General features: G+C 41.1%; 11 protein-coding genes. 3 read left to right on the top strand and 8 right to left on the bottom strand.

The annotated features are described in order from the left end of the window. The first annotated feature begins 47 nt into the window (after positions 1 to 47). Complete coding sequence (locus B4B65_RS13820) at positions 48 to 980, top strand: siderophore ABC transporter substrate-binding protein (protein ID WP_293916161.1); 933 nt, start codon at positions 48 to 50, stop codon at positions 978 to 980. A gap of 7 nt (positions 981 to 987) precedes the next feature. Then, the gene (locus B4B65_RS13825; protein WP_293916162.1) at positions 988 to 1,800 is read left to right on the top strand and encodes a siderophore-interacting protein; all 813 of its coding nucleotides are present in this window, start codon (positions 988 to 990) and stop codon (positions 1,798 to 1,800) included. A gap of 718 nt (positions 1,801 to 2,518) precedes the next feature. Here B4B65_RS13825 and B4B65_RS13830 read toward each other — a convergent pair. The 4 genes from B4B65_RS13830 to B4B65_RS13845 all read right to left on the bottom strand — a co-directional run bounded on the left by B4B65_RS13830 (position 2,519) and on the right by B4B65_RS13845 (position 7,813). Further along, a complete protein-coding gene (locus B4B65_RS13830; protein ID WP_293916163.1) occupies positions 2,519 to 2,809 on the bottom strand; it encodes a transcriptional repressor in 291 nt (96 codons plus the stop codon). 123 nt (positions 2,810 to 2,932) lie between these two features. Continuing rightward, positions 2,933 to 3,970: a YncE family protein gene (locus B4B65_RS13835; protein ID WP_293916164.1), complete on the bottom strand. Its 1,038-nt coding sequence runs from the start codon at positions 3,968 to 3,970 to the stop codon at positions 2,933 to 2,935. Positions 3,971 to 4,087: 117 nt separating this feature from the next. Continuing rightward, positions 4,088 to 5,371: a hypothetical protein gene (locus B4B65_RS13840; RefSeq protein ID WP_293916165.1), complete on the bottom strand. Its 1,284-nt coding sequence runs from the start codon at positions 5,369 to 5,371 to the stop codon at positions 4,088 to 4,090. A gap of 18 nt (positions 5,372 to 5,389) precedes the next feature. Continuing rightward, positions 5,390 to 7,813, bottom strand: coding sequence for a TonB-dependent receptor (locus B4B65_RS13845; RefSeq protein ID WP_293916166.1), 2,424 nt, complete (start codon positions 7,811 to 7,813; stop codon positions 5,390 to 5,392). Positions 7,814 to 8,106: 293 nt separating this feature from the next. Here B4B65_RS13845 and B4B65_RS13850 point away from each other — a divergent pair, with 293 nt between their 5' ends. Next, entirely contained in the window at positions 8,107 to 9,963 is a 1,857-nt protein-coding gene (locus B4B65_RS13850) for a M60 family metallopeptidase (protein ID WP_293916167.1), read from the top strand. A gap of 126 nt (positions 9,964 to 10,089) precedes the next feature. Here the strand turns inward: B4B65_RS13850 and B4B65_RS13855 are convergent, their stop codons facing one another. The 4 genes from B4B65_RS13855 to B4B65_RS13870 form a co-directional block, all read right to left on the bottom strand. Continuing rightward, complete coding sequence (locus B4B65_RS13855; protein ID WP_293916168.1) at positions 10,090 to 11,922, bottom strand: RagB/SusD family nutrient uptake outer membrane protein; 1,833 nt, start codon at positions 11,920 to 11,922, stop codon at positions 10,090 to 10,092. Between the two features lie 27 nt (positions 11,923 to 11,949). Beyond that, positions 11,950 to 15,408: a SusC/RagA family TonB-linked outer membrane protein gene (locus B4B65_RS13860; RefSeq protein ID WP_293916169.1), complete on the bottom strand. Its 3,459-nt coding sequence runs from the start codon at positions 15,406 to 15,408 to the stop codon at positions 11,950 to 11,952. 143 nt (positions 15,409 to 15,551) lie between these two features. After that, positions 15,552 to 16,715: a FecR family protein gene (locus B4B65_RS13865; RefSeq protein WP_293916170.1), complete on the bottom strand. Its 1,164-nt coding sequence runs from the start codon at positions 16,713 to 16,715 to the stop codon at positions 15,552 to 15,554. Positions 16,716 to 16,776: 61 nt separating this feature from the next. Next, entirely contained in the window at positions 16,777 to 17,304 is a 528-nt protein-coding gene (locus B4B65_RS13870) for an RNA polymerase sigma-70 factor (protein WP_293916171.1), read from the bottom strand. Between the last annotated feature and the right edge of the window lie 216 nt (positions 17,305 to 17,520).

The following is a 17,520-nucleotide window of genomic DNA, read 5'->3' on the forward strand; positions in this document are numbered from 1 at the left end:
TTTTAAAATTAAAATTTATTATTTACACATATAACATTCGACTTAATATGAACAAACTGATCAAAAATATAAGTTGTATTATACTTCTGGCTGTAGCAGCCAGCTGCAACAGTACTAAGAAAAATGACGGGGCAGCTACTGACTCTATCACTGTAGAACATAAACTCGGTAAAGCTCAGGTCGTCACTTCCCCCTCCCGGATTGTAGTATTTGATATCGGCGCATTAGAAACACTGGATCAACTGGGCATTCCTGTAGCCGGTGTTCCAAAAGATAATATACCTGACCATCTTATCAAATACAAAAATGATGAAGCAATAGCCAATGTGGGATCTGTGAAAGAACCTAACTACGAGAAAATCAATGCACTGAATCCGGATCTGATCCTGATTTCCAGTCGACAGGAAAAGTTTTATGATGAATTGAATAAGATAGCTCCTACTGTTTTTGTCGGTGTAGATGATAAAGACTATATGGCATCTTTCCGCAAAAATACACTTCTGATCGGGCAACTGGTTGGAAAGGAGGCAGATGCCAAAACTAAACTGGATGCTATTGATGAAAAATTAAAAGCGGCTCAGGGTCAGCTAAAAGGAGATGATCACAAGGCTTTGATTATCCTGCACAACAATGGTCGTTTCAGTGCTTACGGTAAAGGATCCCGTTTTGGTTTTATCCATGATGTACTGGGTGTAAAGCCGGCTCAGGAACAGTTGGAAGTGGCTATACATGGTCAAAAGATTTCCAATGAATTTATAGCGGAGACCAATCCTGATTATCTTTTTATCATAGACCGTAATGCAGTGGTTGCCGGTAAAGCCGGTAATAAAAGTGAAATTGAAAATAAACTGATCCAACAAACAAATGCCTACAAAAACGGCAAACTTATCTATCTCAATCCACAAATCTGGTATCTTTCAGGAGGCGGTATTACCTCTACGGATATGATGATAGACGAAATCATAAAAGCATTAAAATAATAGCCCTATGGAACAGACAGCTATAGCAAGACATATATTCCATGTCAGTAAAAAAGAATTTATAACGCCTCATTATATACGGGTTACTCTTCAGGGAGACGGTGCTGCAGAATTTGCAGCATGTACTATCGGAGCTAATAATAAGATTTTTATACCTCCGGCAGGAACCAAAGACGTTGTTTTCCCTGTATTCGATGCTGAAAAGGGAGCCTGGATAAATCCTACAGACAATGAAAAACCTATTGTCAGAACGTATACACATCGGGGTATAGATGTAGCGAATAAAGAGATCATGATTGATTTTGTAAACCATGGTGATAATGGCCCCGCTTCTTCGTGGGCTCTTCATGCGCAGGAAGGAGATGCTTTGGGCGTAGCGATGAAACTTCGAAAAAATCCGTTATATCCAGCTGCGGAATGGTATTTTTTGATCGGAGATGCTACAGCCATCCCGGTACTGGCCAGTATTCTCGAAAGTTTACCAGCAGAAGCAAAAGGACATTGCATTCTGGAAGTCTCCTCTCCTACAGATATACAACCTCAACTCGGACACCCCGGATTTACAATCCAATGGATCTTCAACGGGCATCCTGAATCCGGAAGCAGTTTGGTGGAAGAAGTGCTGAAAGTATCTATACCGGACGAAGGTTCACACTTTGCATATGTAGCCTGTGAATACAGCTCTGTCAAGGCATTACGCAACTATTTCCGGGAAGAACTGAACTGGAGCAATCAAGAACTTTATGCATTTTCGTACTGGAAGGCCGGTGTAGCGGAGGATCAGTCTGCACAGGACCGCAGACAGGAAAAAGAACAGTAAATACAAACGCAGCATTAAGTTGTGGATTAAACCTCCCTCTGCCCTTCGCAAAATCTCTATTACAACCTGTCTCTCCTTCGTAAGGAGAGATGCCCGAAGGGCAGAGAGGTTATTTTAAAACTGCAAAACCTCACCCTAACCCTCTCCTTAAAAATGAGAGGGAATTAGCTTCGCAGTACTGTTGTTTCAACTTGCGTCTGCCGGTGTCCTCACCAGCAGTATGGTAATTCTGGCTCTATAATTTGGCGGGGACGCCAAATAACGCTATTAAATACTTAAGTTGATTTAGGTTTCCTGACTCAGGTTTTGATATTAGATGTCTAAACCTCTCCCTACCCATTCGCAGAACCGTTATTACAACTTTTCTCTCCTTCTTAAGGAGAGATGCCCGAAGGGCAGAGAGGTTATTTTAAAACTGCAAAACCTCACCCTAACCCTCTCCTTAAAAATGAGAGGGAATTAGCCTCGCAGAACTACTATTATAAGTCGAAGGGATAGCTTTAAGTGGATAAGTATTATTGTCCGCGTCTGCCGGTGTCCTCACCGGCAGTATGGTAATTCTGGTTCTATAATTTGGCGGGGACGCCAAATAACGCTATTAAATACTTGAGTTGGTTTAGGTTTACTGATTCAGGTTTCGATATTAGATGTCTAAACCTCTCCCTAACCCTCTCCTTTGTAAGGAGAGGGAATTTGGCTGACACCTTTTTCGGATGAATTATCGATTTGCCAATCGATATATACGTTTCCGGGTATCAGTCTGATACTTCACCCCCATCAACCCTAAGGAGCATAAAAGCTTTATTGTACTGTATATAGTTGCCAATGCAATATCAAATTCATCTTTTAACCGGAGCCATATCTGTTCTACATCATCTATAATTTTGAGCTTACAGATCATCTGTATCACTATCTCACGCTGTCTGGTCAATTTATGTCCAGAGGCATGAACCGTTTCTAATATTCTTTTGAACGTTACATAATAGTTTCTTTTGCCTGGTAGTTCCATAATTTAAATGCTGTTGCTTTCCTTTGAGATGATCAATCTCAAAACTTTAGTTTTTATATTTATTCCGAAGAAAAAAGTCATCTCCAAAGAGATGACCTTTACTCAACCAACACACTTGCAGTATTATAAACTTCTTACGATTTTCATAACCGTATTTCCGTTTTCAACAGGCTCACCTTTACGGCCAACTTGTTTATTTGTTACATACACAGTTCCATTACCCGCATTAATGCTGATGGTATTAGGCAATCCCTGTGTTTCAATACGTTCCAGTATTTTATACGTTTTCATATCCACTGCAACCACCTCTTTCTTATTACGGTTAGCAGCATACAGTACATCTTTATTCGCATCATAGGCTATACCTATCGGAGATGCATCATATCCCAGATATACCTTATTAATGATTTTGCCTGTACCACTATCCACTACAGTGATATTATTATCATTTGACTGACTCACAAAAATGCGGTTGCCGCTCTTATCCAATGTAATATTCAAAGGGCAGTATGACCAGGTCTGGAATTTGGATTCGAGTGCACCGTTATCTGCATTGTAGACCAGAATATTTCCTTCCATAGTCTCTGAATCCGTGGCATACACTTTCCCTTTTTCTGCATCGGTAGCCAATCCTAACAAGGAACCACCCGGATATTCCATAAAGGATTGGATACTTTTGGAATCTCCGTTAATCACCCATATCGACGGGTTACCATGATCAGACACATACACTTTATTGCGGGACTCATCCACAGTTAACTCTCTGATCTTAGATTTGCTGCGTTCATTTTTGATTAACTGAACCTGTTTTGTTTTGAGATCTACAGCACTCACCGCACTCTGAAGCGAATGGCCAACATACAAAGTCTGTGTTTTATTGTTCAATGCTATACCAAAAGGCAGATTTTTGCCAACATTGATAGAATCCACAACAACCAGATCCTGCCCGTTAAGTACATAGATGTAATTATCCACTTCTTTATTGAAACCTGGTTTCGGGCCGGCAACATAGACCTGATCCATACTCGGATTATAGACCAACTGATATACTTCACTATCAATTTTTTGTTTTTTATCGATACGGAAAAGCGGAGTTTTCTCCTGGGCCTGAACGGCTACAGTGGCAAACAAAAGGCCACATACAATAAACATCTTTTTCATTTTATTAATAATTAGACTCAATATAAATAAGTAGCGTAAACAGTCTTTTCCCGAAGGTCAAAACACAAAAAAAGGCGTACCGAATCCGGTACGCCCTGTTTCATAGGTATTAATATGTTACTTTGTCTGTACTTTGACAAATCCGGACACCGCCCCTCCTACATTGACAGAGAAAGAGTTGGTAGCCGTATTACTACCTGCATTATATTCGTAATATCCGTTTTCACCTGCCTTAGTAGCACCACGAAGCAGAACTTTCCCATCCACCTCTACTGCTACCATAGCAGCTCCCGGATTAGTTCCGGTTGGTACTCCTGTTATGGCATTGAATTTCCGGTCGCTTACATTCAGAGAATAAAATTTCCAGATATCTTCACTATTAATATTTCCTGTAGCTCCGCCCGTCAGTTTCTCCGTATTGAGTGTGAAGATAAGACGTCCGTCTTTCGCAAATACATTGGTAAATTTACCATCATCTGCAGCTCTGAAATCACTGAATTTAAGTTCCCATGAACTATCAATATCTGTTTCAGCAGCTTTGATTCGCACAATTTTGGATTTGCCACCTACAGCCGTACGCCCTTGAGTGACGATATACAAATCGCCATTGGTATCAAAGTCATACATATGGTTTTCATTGATATATGCGATACTTCCTGTTTCCTTTATGGTAATAGTTTTTTCGTATGTACCGGTCGCTATATCGACAACCGCAAGATATACATCCGTATAGAAATCATCGAAAAACCCTACCTGACTTGCATCATTTTTAGCATAGGTAAGATTGACGTACAATTTACCTCCTTTTATAGCTAAGAATTTTTGTCCGGCAGCTCTGAATTTTATTAATGCTTCGTCCTTGCCTCTAGCATTAACTGCCGCAGACAGATCTACAGAACCGGTATTGACCATAGTTGTAGGGTTGAACTTCTGTACTTTCAGAGGTTCTGCAGCATCCCAGTAATATCCTGCATCATCATTCTGGATAACAAGATTGCCCGTTCCAAAGTATTTAGCAACTTCTGTTGGTATCTTGGAAGAGATAAATTTGCCTGCAGTGACTTTCCCGTCCTTGCTGACCTCAATTTTTTCTATACCACTAACGTAACCTGCGGTACTGAACATTTTGAAAATCATATTATTATGTACACGCCATCCGCCCATACCCTGCCCTTCCAGTGAATTAGCTGTCGCATTGGAGATTACTCCAGTGGGATAAGTAGCAAAAGAGCTTACAAAGCCTCCTTTATTACCACTTACCCGATCGGCCAATGTGATAAGTACATATCTGGAAGATGATTCTTCTACCGGCGGTGTCGGATTATCGTTTTTACTGCATGCTGTTATCCATAGAGCCAGAACACCCAGTGCAATGTATCCCATTAGATTTCGTTTTTTCATATCCGTGTATTTTATATTTTACGATTGTTTTAAATTCAATGTATACGTCAGCTTAAGGTGGTAACTTCTACCTGCACGCTGGATTTTATAATAATCAAAGAGCCTGGCATCTCCTATATTTTTCACTTCTGCTCCTATCGTAAGTCCATTCCTGACAAAATGATATGTAAACCCTCCGGATAACAGATGTTGATTAGGAACTATGTTTGTAACCGGCACACCTGCAGTTCCCGACAATCCCAGAAAACCGCCCGGTTCCAGATCACGCGGGATATTATTGAGATAAAATTCGCGTATGAAATTCCAATTGAAATATGGTCTGAAAGTATTGCCGCGACTTCCCCAGCCGTTAAACTGCCCATAAAGGCCTGCATTTGAAAAGAAATAAGGAGTATTACGCAGTCGCGTACCTTCTATCCATTTATATAGTCCGTCTTCTACATCTGCCATACGATTGTCCTGCCAGGAGGCATTTGCAGAAATACGGAGCTGCTTAGTCAACCGGTATTCAGCATCGATATCAAAACCATAGCCTCTTACATTATCCAGATTCTGGTATTGTGCAAAAGGAGCCTGCACCGGTACCAGCAGAATGAGTCCTTCTGTTTTACGATAGAAACCAGCGGCTTCTACAGACCAGTTTTCACATCCATAGCGATAAGCCAGATTAATATTCAGACTCTTCTCCGGTTTCAACTCAAAATTAGGAGCCCTTGTATCATTATCGCCAAAGATTTCAAAATCTCTTGGCAAACGATTAGTCCATTCCAGAGAAGATCGAACAAAGCTGTGATCATTGATCTGGTATTTAACTGCTTCAGATGCTCCCCAGTTGTGTCCGCTATAGGTAGTATAATCTTCCAGATTACTGCTGTTGCTCAGAAACCCGTTAATGCCTTTTGTACGGAAGTAAAAATGTTTGGCCGTTATCTGATTGGTAAGTCTGCCCTCCATCCATTTCGATTCCCACATAAGGCCGGATATGATCTTATTGTATACAGCCTCTTTGCTCAGAATATCGATATCAGTTCCATTAAACCGCATACCATATTTATCTTCACCTGTACGTTTGCTATAATTATATACAAAATTATATTCCAGCTTATTATGACTATTTATATCAAATATAACATTAGTTCTGTTCATGATATTCCGGAAGTTAATATCTGACAATGCTGGCCTCGGACTTTCCCCTATACTATTGCCCGGGGTGAAAGTACCGTACCAATCATACGACCCTTTAACAGTATCTATCCGTGCTCTGTTAATAAAGCTCAAAGAGGTAAACTGATCGATTTTCAGCCGTTGATCCATAAGACTTTTTGTATAACGCAGACTCGGCACCCACCCTTGATTGTAGACCATTACAGCACCGTATGGGATAGTCATAAGGGCGGGATGCTGTGAAGCCCGATCGATATCATAGCGAGCCAGCGAAAAGCGCAGCTCATCTGCCCAGCTTCGGTTTCTTACACCTGCATAAGCTTCTACAAAATACTGTTTATAGTTATTGTGAAATAAGGGTACACGGACAGGAACAAGATTGGCATTTTGGTCTACTACAGATACATCCACATTGTAGTTATTTTGGGAATTGTTGTAAAAGGCCTCAAAACCACCAAAAGTACGGTTCTGTCTATCAGTCTTCATTACTGATAAGGAAGCAATATGTGTCCCGAAAGAGGCTATTTCATACGAGGCATCTACTTTTGTACCTGTATTTTTTTTGCTGACCATATTGATCGCTCCGCCCAACGCGTCACCTCCCAGGGAAACCGGAACAACTCCTTTGTATATCTCGACCCTATCCAACAGATTGACCGGAACATTGTTGAGTCCAAAACCTCCTCCGAGATATTCTAAAGGGATTCCATCCCGGAAATATTGTACCGAATTACTCTGAAATCCATTAATGGAAAGGTCGACTTCATTCCCCAGACCTCCACTCTGTCTCACACGAATGCCGGGAGATCTGTTTATGAGCTCTGACAAAGTAGCCGGTTGCTCCTGAGCAGCTGCGGCGTCCACTACGACAGCACGTATGGCCTGCGTCTTACGCTGTTGCTTCTCTGTGATTCCATCTACTTTTACTTCAGTTAAAACACGGTTATCTCTGGAAATAAAAACATTAAACACTACATTATTCTGATCTGGTGTAAGTGCCAACTGTATGATAGTATCCCGGTATCCGATTGCTGATACCCTTAATATTGCTTTTCCGGCTTTATTATTTTTAAAGATAAAGCTTCCCTTTTCATCTGTAGATACCTTACTTTGCCCTGTCAGAGAAACCGTCGCTCCAACATTTGGTTGCTGATCTTCTTTATCCTTAACTGTCCCACTGACCGTGATATCCTGCTGTGCTGTCACAATAAAGGGCATCAGTAAGAGATAACATATTATTATTTTTCCGAGCCACCCGAATCCTGTCCGAAATGCCATTGTATTTATTTAGATTAAATTAAAATAAATACAAACCTAAGACTATTATGTGCAAATAGCAAGCCTAAATCAAATTTATTACGAGTCCTAAAGCAAAAAGCCATAGTCGTAAACTGTATCGTTCTCTATTCAGAAAGATATATAGCTAAAAGTCAGATCATTTGCTTCATTTCCGGCTATAACGTTTTCGTTTACTACGCAAACGTTTGTGCTTCTGTTGATGCTAACATTTTAGTTAGATTTAGGTTAACTAACAAAATATAAATCATTTACAAACCTGTAAACTCATGATTATGAAAAATGTAAAGACACTCAGTTTGTCACTCTCCCTGTGCCTTCTGAGTCTGACATCCTGCAGCAAAAATTTTGGTCCTGAATCTAAAAAGGCAGATCTGGCTCCTGGATTATCAAATGTTGCGCTGGCCAGTTCAGCCACGTATTTAAGTAATATTAAATACGAAAGTACCAGCAAATTTACGATCCGTCAATCTATGGAATATGTCACAGATGGCAACCGGCTTCGTACTGCGCTATCCTACAGCGACTTTGATCCCACAGGATTAAAACCGATAGCGAGTACCGCTCTGCAGGTAAAGGTAACTTTTCACGGAAGCAGTACTGTCAAACCGGTATTGATCGTCGGTACTCCTGAGCTGGATACGGAACAGACTTATGCATTAGATGCAGGTCTCAATACGCTGAATCCTACGCTTATAAAAAACATGTATCTGCAATATGTTTCTGCCACTCCCAATACCAATGACAGTGTAACAGTAGAGTTTATAAGCGGCTATGCACAGGTACCTTTGTTCAAGCTTGGCCAGACGACAGCTGCTGAATGGTCGGATCAACTGACAACCTATAGCGATGCGGAATATGTCACCCTTATCGGACAAAAAAACTATATTCTTCTCACACGCAGCCGCTATAACAACTATAGCAGTACAGATCCGAATACAGTGCTTTCTGCTGTAGATCTGATTATAAGTCGTGAAAATGAAATAAGCGGACTGGATAATAGCAGTGCTCTGCATAGAGAACCTGATGGAAAGGTATGTATAATTGAAAAAAACAGCGGCTACATGGATGCTACCCACAAAGGGTTGGTAAGACTGACAGGTACTGCTGCATGGGATAAGGTCTTCAAGGCGAAAAACATTGTTAGCGGCTCTACAGTAGATCAATGGGGGCTATGGCATGAAATAGGTCATTTGCACCAGTTATGGCCGATCACACCTTATACAGTACTGGGTGAGGCTGCACCTAACATTTACGCTTCCTACACTAAAAAACATTACGAACCGACCTACCGCTATGTATCCGGAACAAACTGGACAAATGCAAAAGTCTATCTTGCTCAGCCTGACGCTTCAAAGAATCTGACCGCAGCGGAGAACTATACCAAACTGATGCTGTTTGAACAACTGATGCTGGCTTTTGGGGAAGACTTTATGAAGAATTTGCATAAGATGGTGCGTGAAGAAATCGGTATTACCTACCCCCTTCCTAACAGAACGACGACTAACGTGGATGAAAGACTGGGAGCTCTGGCTTTCTATGCCTCAAAGACATCCGGCAAAAATCTGACTAATTTCTTTCAGAAATGGGGATTTAATCTTTCTCCAGCCCGGATAGCCCTTATCTCTGCCTTAAACCTTCCTGAACCGGCAACCGATGTAAGTCTTATCAACTCGGATGATGCTTTAATAGAAGGAGCCTATTATTCTTTGAATTCCAAATTAAATCAAAACACTGTTTTAACAGTCAAAAACGGCGCTACTGCCAACGGAACAGTAATAGAATTAATGGATAATGCCACTCTTAATAATTCCAAACTATGGTTGATTCGTAAGGCAAATGCCACGGAATATAACTTCAAAAGTAAATTGGACACCAGTAAAGTAATGGCTGTAGCTGCAGCCGGTACAGCTAACGGAACACAAGTGCGTATCTGGACATATGACAACGGACCTGCACAGCGCTGGACAGCCAATAACAGAGGTACGTCGACCTTTTCATTTACGCCTGCCTGTGCACCTTCTTCCCGACTGGATGTTAATGGAGGTGGCACAGCCAATGGGACAAAGATACAGATATGGGCAACCAGCAGCACCGACAAACAGGATTTTGTCCCTGTTATCCGCTTTTGAGGAATCAGAGGAATAGCTGGAGTGTGTAGGTACAGATTTTTAATGAACATTTATAAACAAAAAAAGGGTGTGGATTTCCACACCCTTTAGCCTACTATATAAACTCAACAAATCCAATCACTTCTCTTAATAACCGGGATTCTGCACTAATAATCTGCTTTTTTGTATTTCGGTCAACGGAATCGGATAGAAATACATTGCTTTGGAAAACAATCTGGTTTCGATCGGAACACGTTTATAGAAACCGCTTAATGTCGGAGCTTCCATATTCATTCCGTAAACCTGTCCACCCTGCTTATACCCCTCCGTTTCAGCCAGCATCCATCGACGCACATCAAAGTAACGCTGTCCTTCAGTAGCAAGCTCTACTCTGCGCTCTCTGCGAATTGCTTCTCTTAGTTTCTCCTGTTGCCCCAGAATACCGGGATTGATATCCTTTAGCAAAGGTATACCCGCACGGGAACGGACGCGATCTATGTATTCCACGATATCCGGATGAGTAGGATCTACTTCATTCAGGATTTCAGCATACAATAAGTACAGGTCGGCCAGTCTGTAGATAATCCCCGGTCTGTACTCGCTTTTCGGATTACTACCCTGATCATATACTTTCTTGCTCAGTCTTTTGTAAAGAATTGTTCCGGCTTTAGGGTAAATCTTTGTGAGCGAATTGTCGGAGTTGCCTCCCTTCTGGAAAGTAATAACTTCATTGCCGACATGCCAGTTGCGGGTATTGTAGAATACAGTCTGATAAAAACGTGGTTCTCTGTTGACATACATATTATATGTCCCAACTTTGGTACGGCCGGAAGGGTCATCCCCGGCTTTGGAAAACCCCTCCTCTACATATTTCGGTGATTCTTCAATACTTTTACCATCGATCATAAAGAAATCATCCACCAATTCCTGCAAGACAGAAAGATACCCTGTCGTAGTACCGCCTCCGCGGGCACCTCTTGGTACTGAAAAGCCATCCACTCCAGCACGTGGCACAGATCCCCAGGATACATCCGAACGTACAAATATGGTCTCTTTGTTATACGTCATAAATAACTCGTACAGACTTCTGTCCGGATTGTATTTGCCGGCATCATATGCTTTGTAGAGTTCATACACACCCGAATTGGCATAATCAATAAACTCTTTAGCTGCAGCAAGCGCTTTGTTCCATTTTTCTTTAGAATATGCAGGAAACAATTTCTTACCATCTTTATTGCTGAGATTCAAGGCTTCCTGATATCCGCCATTGTACAGCGGACTTGCAGCATAGGTCAGTAAGACGGTACGCAATGCACGTGCTGTTCCCTTTGTAGGTACAGCCAGATTTTGCTGATCAGTCAGATTGGGATCTTTGAGATCAGCAATACATTCTATCAATTCTTTATCGATAAAGTCTACAACCTCGTCTACCGAATTCCGGGCATAGTCAATATCTTTCTGAGAAGGATCTGCTATTGTATTCATAACCGGGACAGGTCCGTAAAGTTCAAAAAGCAGAAAATGATAATATGCTCTCAGGAAACGGGCCTGTGCCTTTAATTCATTTACCTCTTGTTGCGCAAGGAAATCGGCGTCTCCCTTATTCGGGATTTCCTTTACATTTTCCAGAAAAACGTTTGCCTGCCTGATCTGCTGATAGAGTGACCATCGCCCTAAGGTAGTCGAACCGGCATTGTACAGAAATGTATTATCATCGGTCCCGTCAGAGGTCTTATCAATTTCGTCAGACATCTGCGGCCAGGGCAGATTCAATCCTGTGAGCCCGCGGGCATAGTCAGCAGTATTAGGTATTCCCGTATAAATGTTTCTATGAAATTTGCGCACATTAACAGGATTGGAAAATATCTTTTCCATATCCATTTCTTCAGCCAATTCATCCGAAACATTAAGATACTTCTCGCAAGACGTGAAGACCAACGTCAGGCTGATGCACATAAATAGTTTTAATAATGTTTTCATATCGTCAATAATGAATGTAGTAATTAATTAAAGGGTGATTTCCAGTCCGAATGTCCATGTGCGGGGTAGCGGATACTTAGTACCTGCTGCACTGTTACCCAGTTCAGGATCATACATTTTCACTTTATCCCATACATACAGGTTCTGTCCCATAATATACAATCGGGTATTTCTGAACTTCAGGCGTTCAATAAGAGATTTGGGTAACGTATAACCGATCTCCACATTTTTCAATCTTAAAAATGAAGCATCCCTTACCCACCATGTCGTAGCGGTGTTGGTATTTCCGAGGTTCTCAACGCGAACACGTGGAAAAAATACATTATCGGAAGGATTCTGTTCGGTCCAGCGACTTTCGAGTATTTCCTGTCTGACATTACTTTCCGTCAGTCCCCATTGGAAAGGCAGAAAAGCATTCCCCTGGTTATTAAGATTGGTTGATACATTATTGGCACCCTGGAAAAATACACTGGCATAGATTCCTTTATACTGCAGATTCAGTCCGAATCCATAGATAATTTCAGGAACTATTGGATTCGCGACATCCTGTGAGCGGTCAAATTCATTTACAATTCCATCCCCATTCAGATCTTTGAACTTAAGATCTCCGGGTAACGGACTAGGCATCGTTGTAGCGGTAGCAATACCTTCTTTAAGGCTATATTGTTTTTTACCATCTGTACCCAATGTTACATTAAAATCGTCTTCTCTGTAAAGTCCATCTGAGATCCACATGCCGTTCAAAGCATTGATACGTGTTCCTGTCGTATTCATCCACGGATGCAACTGTGGTATCTCATCCATTTCTACTATTTTGTTGCGTGCAAATGTAAAATTGCCAAGTGCACCGATCTTAAACTCTCCGAATGTATGGTTGATATTCATCCCCCCCTCAATCCCTTTGTTGGTCACCACACCAAAATTCTGGAAAGGGGCTTGTCTGAATCCCGCCACACCGGATATCGTACGGCGCTGCATCAGGATATTACTTCTTCTGTTATCAAAATAGTCAACCTGTAAGGTAATGGAGTTATTGAAAAAGCCCAGATCTATACCATAATTTCTTTTAATCTCAATTTCCCAGGAAAGTGAAGGCGAAGCAAACCGTCCTTCTACTATACCATTTATTTTATTCAGCGTACCTGTACTTCCTATTCCCCAGCTATACCCGTTGTCTGCTGCATCAGCGAATGTAGGGCGATACAGGAACCGCGCACCTCCGGTATCATCGTTTCCGGTTTTACCAATGGATGCTCTTACCTTCAGGTTATTGATCACCTTCTTTAATTCATTTCCGTAAAAAGGCTCATTTGAAATATTGTATGCAATACCTACAGCCGGAAAAAATCCATAACGATATCCTTCAGCAAATTTTTCCGATCCAGTAATACCGAAATTGGCTTCTATGGCATAGCGGTTATCAAAGGTGTAGACCCCTCTTCCTATATATGCTTGTTTACGTACAGCAAGAGCATCCGAATTAGACTGCTGTTCTTTCTGGTATGTCAATAGCATTCCGTTTACCTGATGTTTATTCCCAAACAGACGGTCATAATTGATGGCAGCTTCCATATAGATCTTTTTCAGCCCGGAGCTGCTTTCCTGAGGTTCTCCTATAGTCGTCTCGTTACTGATCTGTTTAAAGATCAATTTGCCGGTATCATCCCGACCGGTTGCATAGAATGTTTTCGGTGCTTTGTAGCGTGACATATTAAAGAATCCCTCTGAATCATAACTAATTGTCCCTCTAACCTTTAAGCCTTCTGTCAGAAAGTCCAGCTTTTGGTTCAGGTCTACTCTGGACTGGATAAACGAACGCCATTCTTTGCGGTATCCATATTCCATGAGCTGATTGTAAGGATTCACTTTATTAGCATCCTGTGCCGGATGTCCGGCAAGTGTTCCGTCCGAATATTTTGCAGGAAACAGGTAAGGCGGGATTCTGGAAAACCGTTCAAAAATATTTGTTGCCGAATTATAAGGATAGTTCCCCTGTAAATACTGACCACTGAGATCGACTCGTAAAGACGTCGTTTTCGTCACATCCAGATCTATATTTGAACGAAGATTGTATCTCTTGATGCCGGCATTGTTGTTGTAATCATTGGAGACTTTGTACAGTCCGCTTTCACCGAAATAAGCACCGGACACAAAGAATTTCATACGGTCTCCTCCCCCTCTGAAGCTCAGCGTATGTCTCGTATTATTGGTATTTTCTTTCATGAGGATATCCCACCACTGACTATTTGGATACAGATCCGGGTCTTCTCCTGATCTGTACTTAGCAATCAGTTCATCCGAAAACATAGCCGCTTTACCCTCGTTCATAAGCCCCTCATTGTAGATACTCAGGTAATCTGCCGAACTCGCAAATTTGGGAATACGTGTAGGTCTCAGCGTGGTATATTCACCCCGGTAGGCAATAGTTGTTTTCTGCCCAATACCCCTTTTGGAAGTAATTAAAACGACACCATTTGCACCTTCGGCACCATAAACGGCTGTCGCCGCAGCATCTTTGAGTAATGTGAACGTTTCGATTTCATCCGGCTCTATATCATTCATATTACGCGGTATACCGTCCACCAGTATAAGCGGGCTCGTCCCACCGGAGAAAGAGCTGGTACCTCTTATCCAGAATTCTGAATTGTCATAGCCCGGCTCTCCGGATCGTTGGACGGCAATAAGTCCCGGCAGCTTTCCGGCAAGACTGTTACTCAGACTCCGGTTGGAACCTTTCAGCTCTTCCCCTTTCACAGTTGCGACAGAACTAACCAGACTTTGTTTCTTTTGTGTTCCGAAACCGATAACCACCACTTCATCCAGTTGGGCATCATCCTTTTCAAGAAAAATATCAAACGCCGTCTGCTTATTGATCTGTATTTCCTGCCGCTTATATCCGATCATACTGATAGTCAATACTGCATCTGGGGGAACCATCAGAATAAACCGGCCATTGACATCTGTGGACGTGGCAATTGTAGGTTTGTTTTTGACCTGTATAGATACTCCCTGAATGATACCGGTGGAATCCCGTACAATTCCGCTGATCGGAATAGTCTCCTGTCGTCGGGGTTTATCGCTCTTTTTGATGGCGATATTATTCTTTACGATTTTATAGGTAAATCCATTGTCCTTTGCCAGTATGGATAGTAACTGATCCAGCGGCATGCCAATAGCATTTACATTAATCCGGCCTATTTCTTCTACTTCTTTGCGGTCATAGAAGAATACATAATTAGAGCTTTTCTCGATTTTGTCAAAAACTACTTTTAAGGAGACCTTGCGTTCGTGTAAAGTAAATTTTTGCGCAAATACGGTGGCTTTACTCTGTCCTATTGCTATACATGCAAATAGTACGAATAGTTTGAGTTTCATAATTACTATACGATATTGATAGATGTAATGTCCTGTTCGCTCCATCGCGGGCACGAGATAAGAGCAGTCTTTTCTATGCCCTAATCCTTTGGGCAATTGATTAATTTTCATTAGTTTTGGTTAGGTTAAGTGAATACATAGCACACCCATTTAGATGTATTTGGTACATGGATCTATCGGGCATTGTTTTTACTTGAATAAGAGGGTTGTTAGTAGCAACCCTTTTTTTGGTTTTAAAATTTCTATCTCATACTTTAATTTATAATTAGGTTTTTGATTGTATTTCTGTTTTCTATCTCACATTTGATTCCGGTAAAGTTGAGCTGCCCCACCAGTTCATTTAGCGTCATATTTCTTTTTATTTTACCGGCCCAGTTTCTATTTTCATTTGGATTCGTGAATATCACTTTCACATTGTACCAGCGTTCCACCTGTTTCATAACTTCAACCAGACTATTCGATTCCGTAAAATCAAAATATCCGTTTTTCCAGGCGATATAAGGAGAAGGATCAACTTTCATTTTTTTAAACTGCTCTCCGGCTACAGTCTGTTCCCCTGGTTTCATATACAGTTTTTGGTTAGTTTTGCGATTAGCGATTTCTACAGATCCCTCTACCAGCGTGGTTCTGCTGTTTTTTTCATTTTCATAATCTGTCATATTGAATGAAGTACCCAGCACTTTTACTTCCTGCCGTCTGCTTTTAATAATAAAGGGTTTGTCCTTATCTTTAGCAACTTCAAAATATGCTTCTCCATCCATCTCCACCAGTCTCCTGTCTTTCTCAAAGGCTAGCGGAAATTTTAATCTGGAAGCAGCATTCATCCAAACCCTGGTTCCATCGGATAGCGTAAGTTTGTAAGTTGCTCCTGCAGGTACAACAAGTGTCTGATATAATCCGGCTGCTTCTTTGATTTTATCGGTATTTCCGAAGGATATCATACCCTTATCTATGTTAATATTAGCATCCAGCTGTTGTTTTACTTCTTTTTGAGCATTCTCAGGTGTTTCCAGATCTATTGTCCCGCCATTTGCAAGTACCAGATAAGCTTTATCTGCCGCCGGATATACAACCGTATCTGCCAACTCTTTTTTTGCCGTCAAAGGTTGTTTGTCTATTTTTGGAGAGCGAAGGAATAACAGTCCGGTTGCCGTTATTAAAACGACCGCAGCCGCTACGGCTGGCCAAAGCCAGCGTTTCGTACTTTTCTTTTTCTGCAGAGATTCACTACTGACAAATTGTTGCTGCAATTTTGTCCATGATTCCTGCTTCATATCAGAAAGACGATCCTCAGGAATAGGCAGATCATGCTGACTTATCTGTTTCAGGTAAGAATTAAGCAACTGTTGCTCTTCATCAGTCGCTTCTCCATTGAGACATTTACGTATAAGCTCTTCGATTTGCGTTGGGTTCATCATTCTTTATTTGTTATAAAGAGTGAAAAAAATAAAGGAGGTAGTAGAAGAAAATGTATTTTTTTTAAAGTTTTTTCTTTAAAACTTTTAACACATTGTTTATCTGCTTCTTAACTGTATTTTCTGAGATATCTAACTTCGCAGCGATCTCTTTCTGACTTAACTCTTCCTCTCGGCTTAAAAGAAAAACCTCTTTCATCTTTGCAGGAAAGGTTTGAATCTGTCCCTGTATATGTTGGTTTGTTTCGGAAGCATATATATGTTCCAAAGCATTGTGCTGTATCTGATTTTGAAGGTGAATTGCAATATCTTCTGCAAGACGTCTGATTTCCGTTTGTTTTTTGAGTAATGCTAGTGCATTATTTCTACAGATCATAAAGAGGTAATTATCCAGATTTTCGATAGTCTCCCAGCGTTCTCTTATCTTCCATATTGCCAAAAAAGAATCCTGCACGATATCCTGCGCTTCTGCTTCTTCACCGACTATATTGTAACAGAAATGTAACAACTTCTGCCACTGCCGGTCATGCAGCTTACGCATTACAAATGCCTCCTCCTTTTGACGAAAATCTATTAATTGACTATCTGCCATATCATTTCACAACTTAAAATTCTCTCTGGTCGATGGTCTTAAAATTGGTGTTTACTGTTCTTCCAACCAATTTAGATAATAAATTTTAATATCAATGGTGTTAGTTAATAATTTTCATGGTTTGTACGCTGATTGCGTTGCAGATCAATGTCTTTTCTTTCGTTAAAAATAGCGACGGAGCCTTACCTTTCTGGCAAAGCTCCGTCAATTAGTGTG

The organism is Sphingobacterium sp. UBA5789, from assembly GCF_002418355.1.
Taxonomy (GTDB): domain Bacteria; phylum Bacteroidota; class Bacteroidia; order Sphingobacteriales; family Sphingobacteriaceae; genus Sphingobacterium.

What these genes read in the sequence shown, in the direction of transcription:
- B4B65_RS13820 (WP_293916161.1), top strand. Translation starts at nt 48, where the DNA reads ATGAACAAACTGATCAAAAATATAAGTTGTATTATACTTCTGGCTGTA.
- B4B65_RS13825 (WP_293916162.1), top strand. Translation starts at nt 988, where the DNA reads ATGGAACAGACAGCTATAGCAAGACATATATTCCATGTCAGTAAAAAA.
- B4B65_RS13830 (WP_293916163.1), bottom strand. Translation starts at nt 2,809, where the DNA reads ATGGAACTACCAGGCAAAAGAAACTATTATGTAACGTTCAAAAGAATA.
- B4B65_RS13835 (WP_293916164.1), bottom strand. Translation starts at nt 3,970, where the DNA reads ATGAAAAAGATGTTTATTGTATGTGGCCTTTTGTTTGCCACTGTAGCC.
- B4B65_RS13840 (WP_293916165.1), bottom strand. Translation starts at nt 5,371, where the DNA reads ATGAAAAAACGAAATCTAATGGGATACATTGCACTGGGTGTTCTGGCT.
- B4B65_RS13845 (WP_293916166.1), bottom strand. Translation starts at nt 7,813, where the DNA reads ATGGCATTTCGGACAGGATTCGGGTGGCTCGGAAAAATAATAATATGT.
- B4B65_RS13850 (WP_293916167.1), top strand. Translation starts at nt 8,107, where the DNA reads ATGAAAAATGTAAAGACACTCAGTTTGTCACTCTCCCTGTGCCTTCTG.
- B4B65_RS13855 (WP_293916168.1), bottom strand. Translation starts at nt 11,922, where the DNA reads ATGAAAACATTATTAAAACTATTTATGTGCATCAGCCTGACGTTGGTC.
- B4B65_RS13860 (WP_293916169.1), bottom strand. Translation starts at nt 15,408, where the DNA reads ATGAAAATTAATCAATTGCCCAAAGGATTAGGGCATAGAAAAGACTGC.
- B4B65_RS13865 (WP_293916170.1), bottom strand. Translation starts at nt 16,715, where the DNA reads ATGATGAACCCAACGCAAATCGAAGAGCTTATACGTAAATGTCTCAAT.
- B4B65_RS13870 (WP_293916171.1), bottom strand. Translation starts at nt 17,304, where the DNA reads ATGGCAGATAGTCAATTAATAGATTTTCGTCAAAAGGAGGAGGCATTT.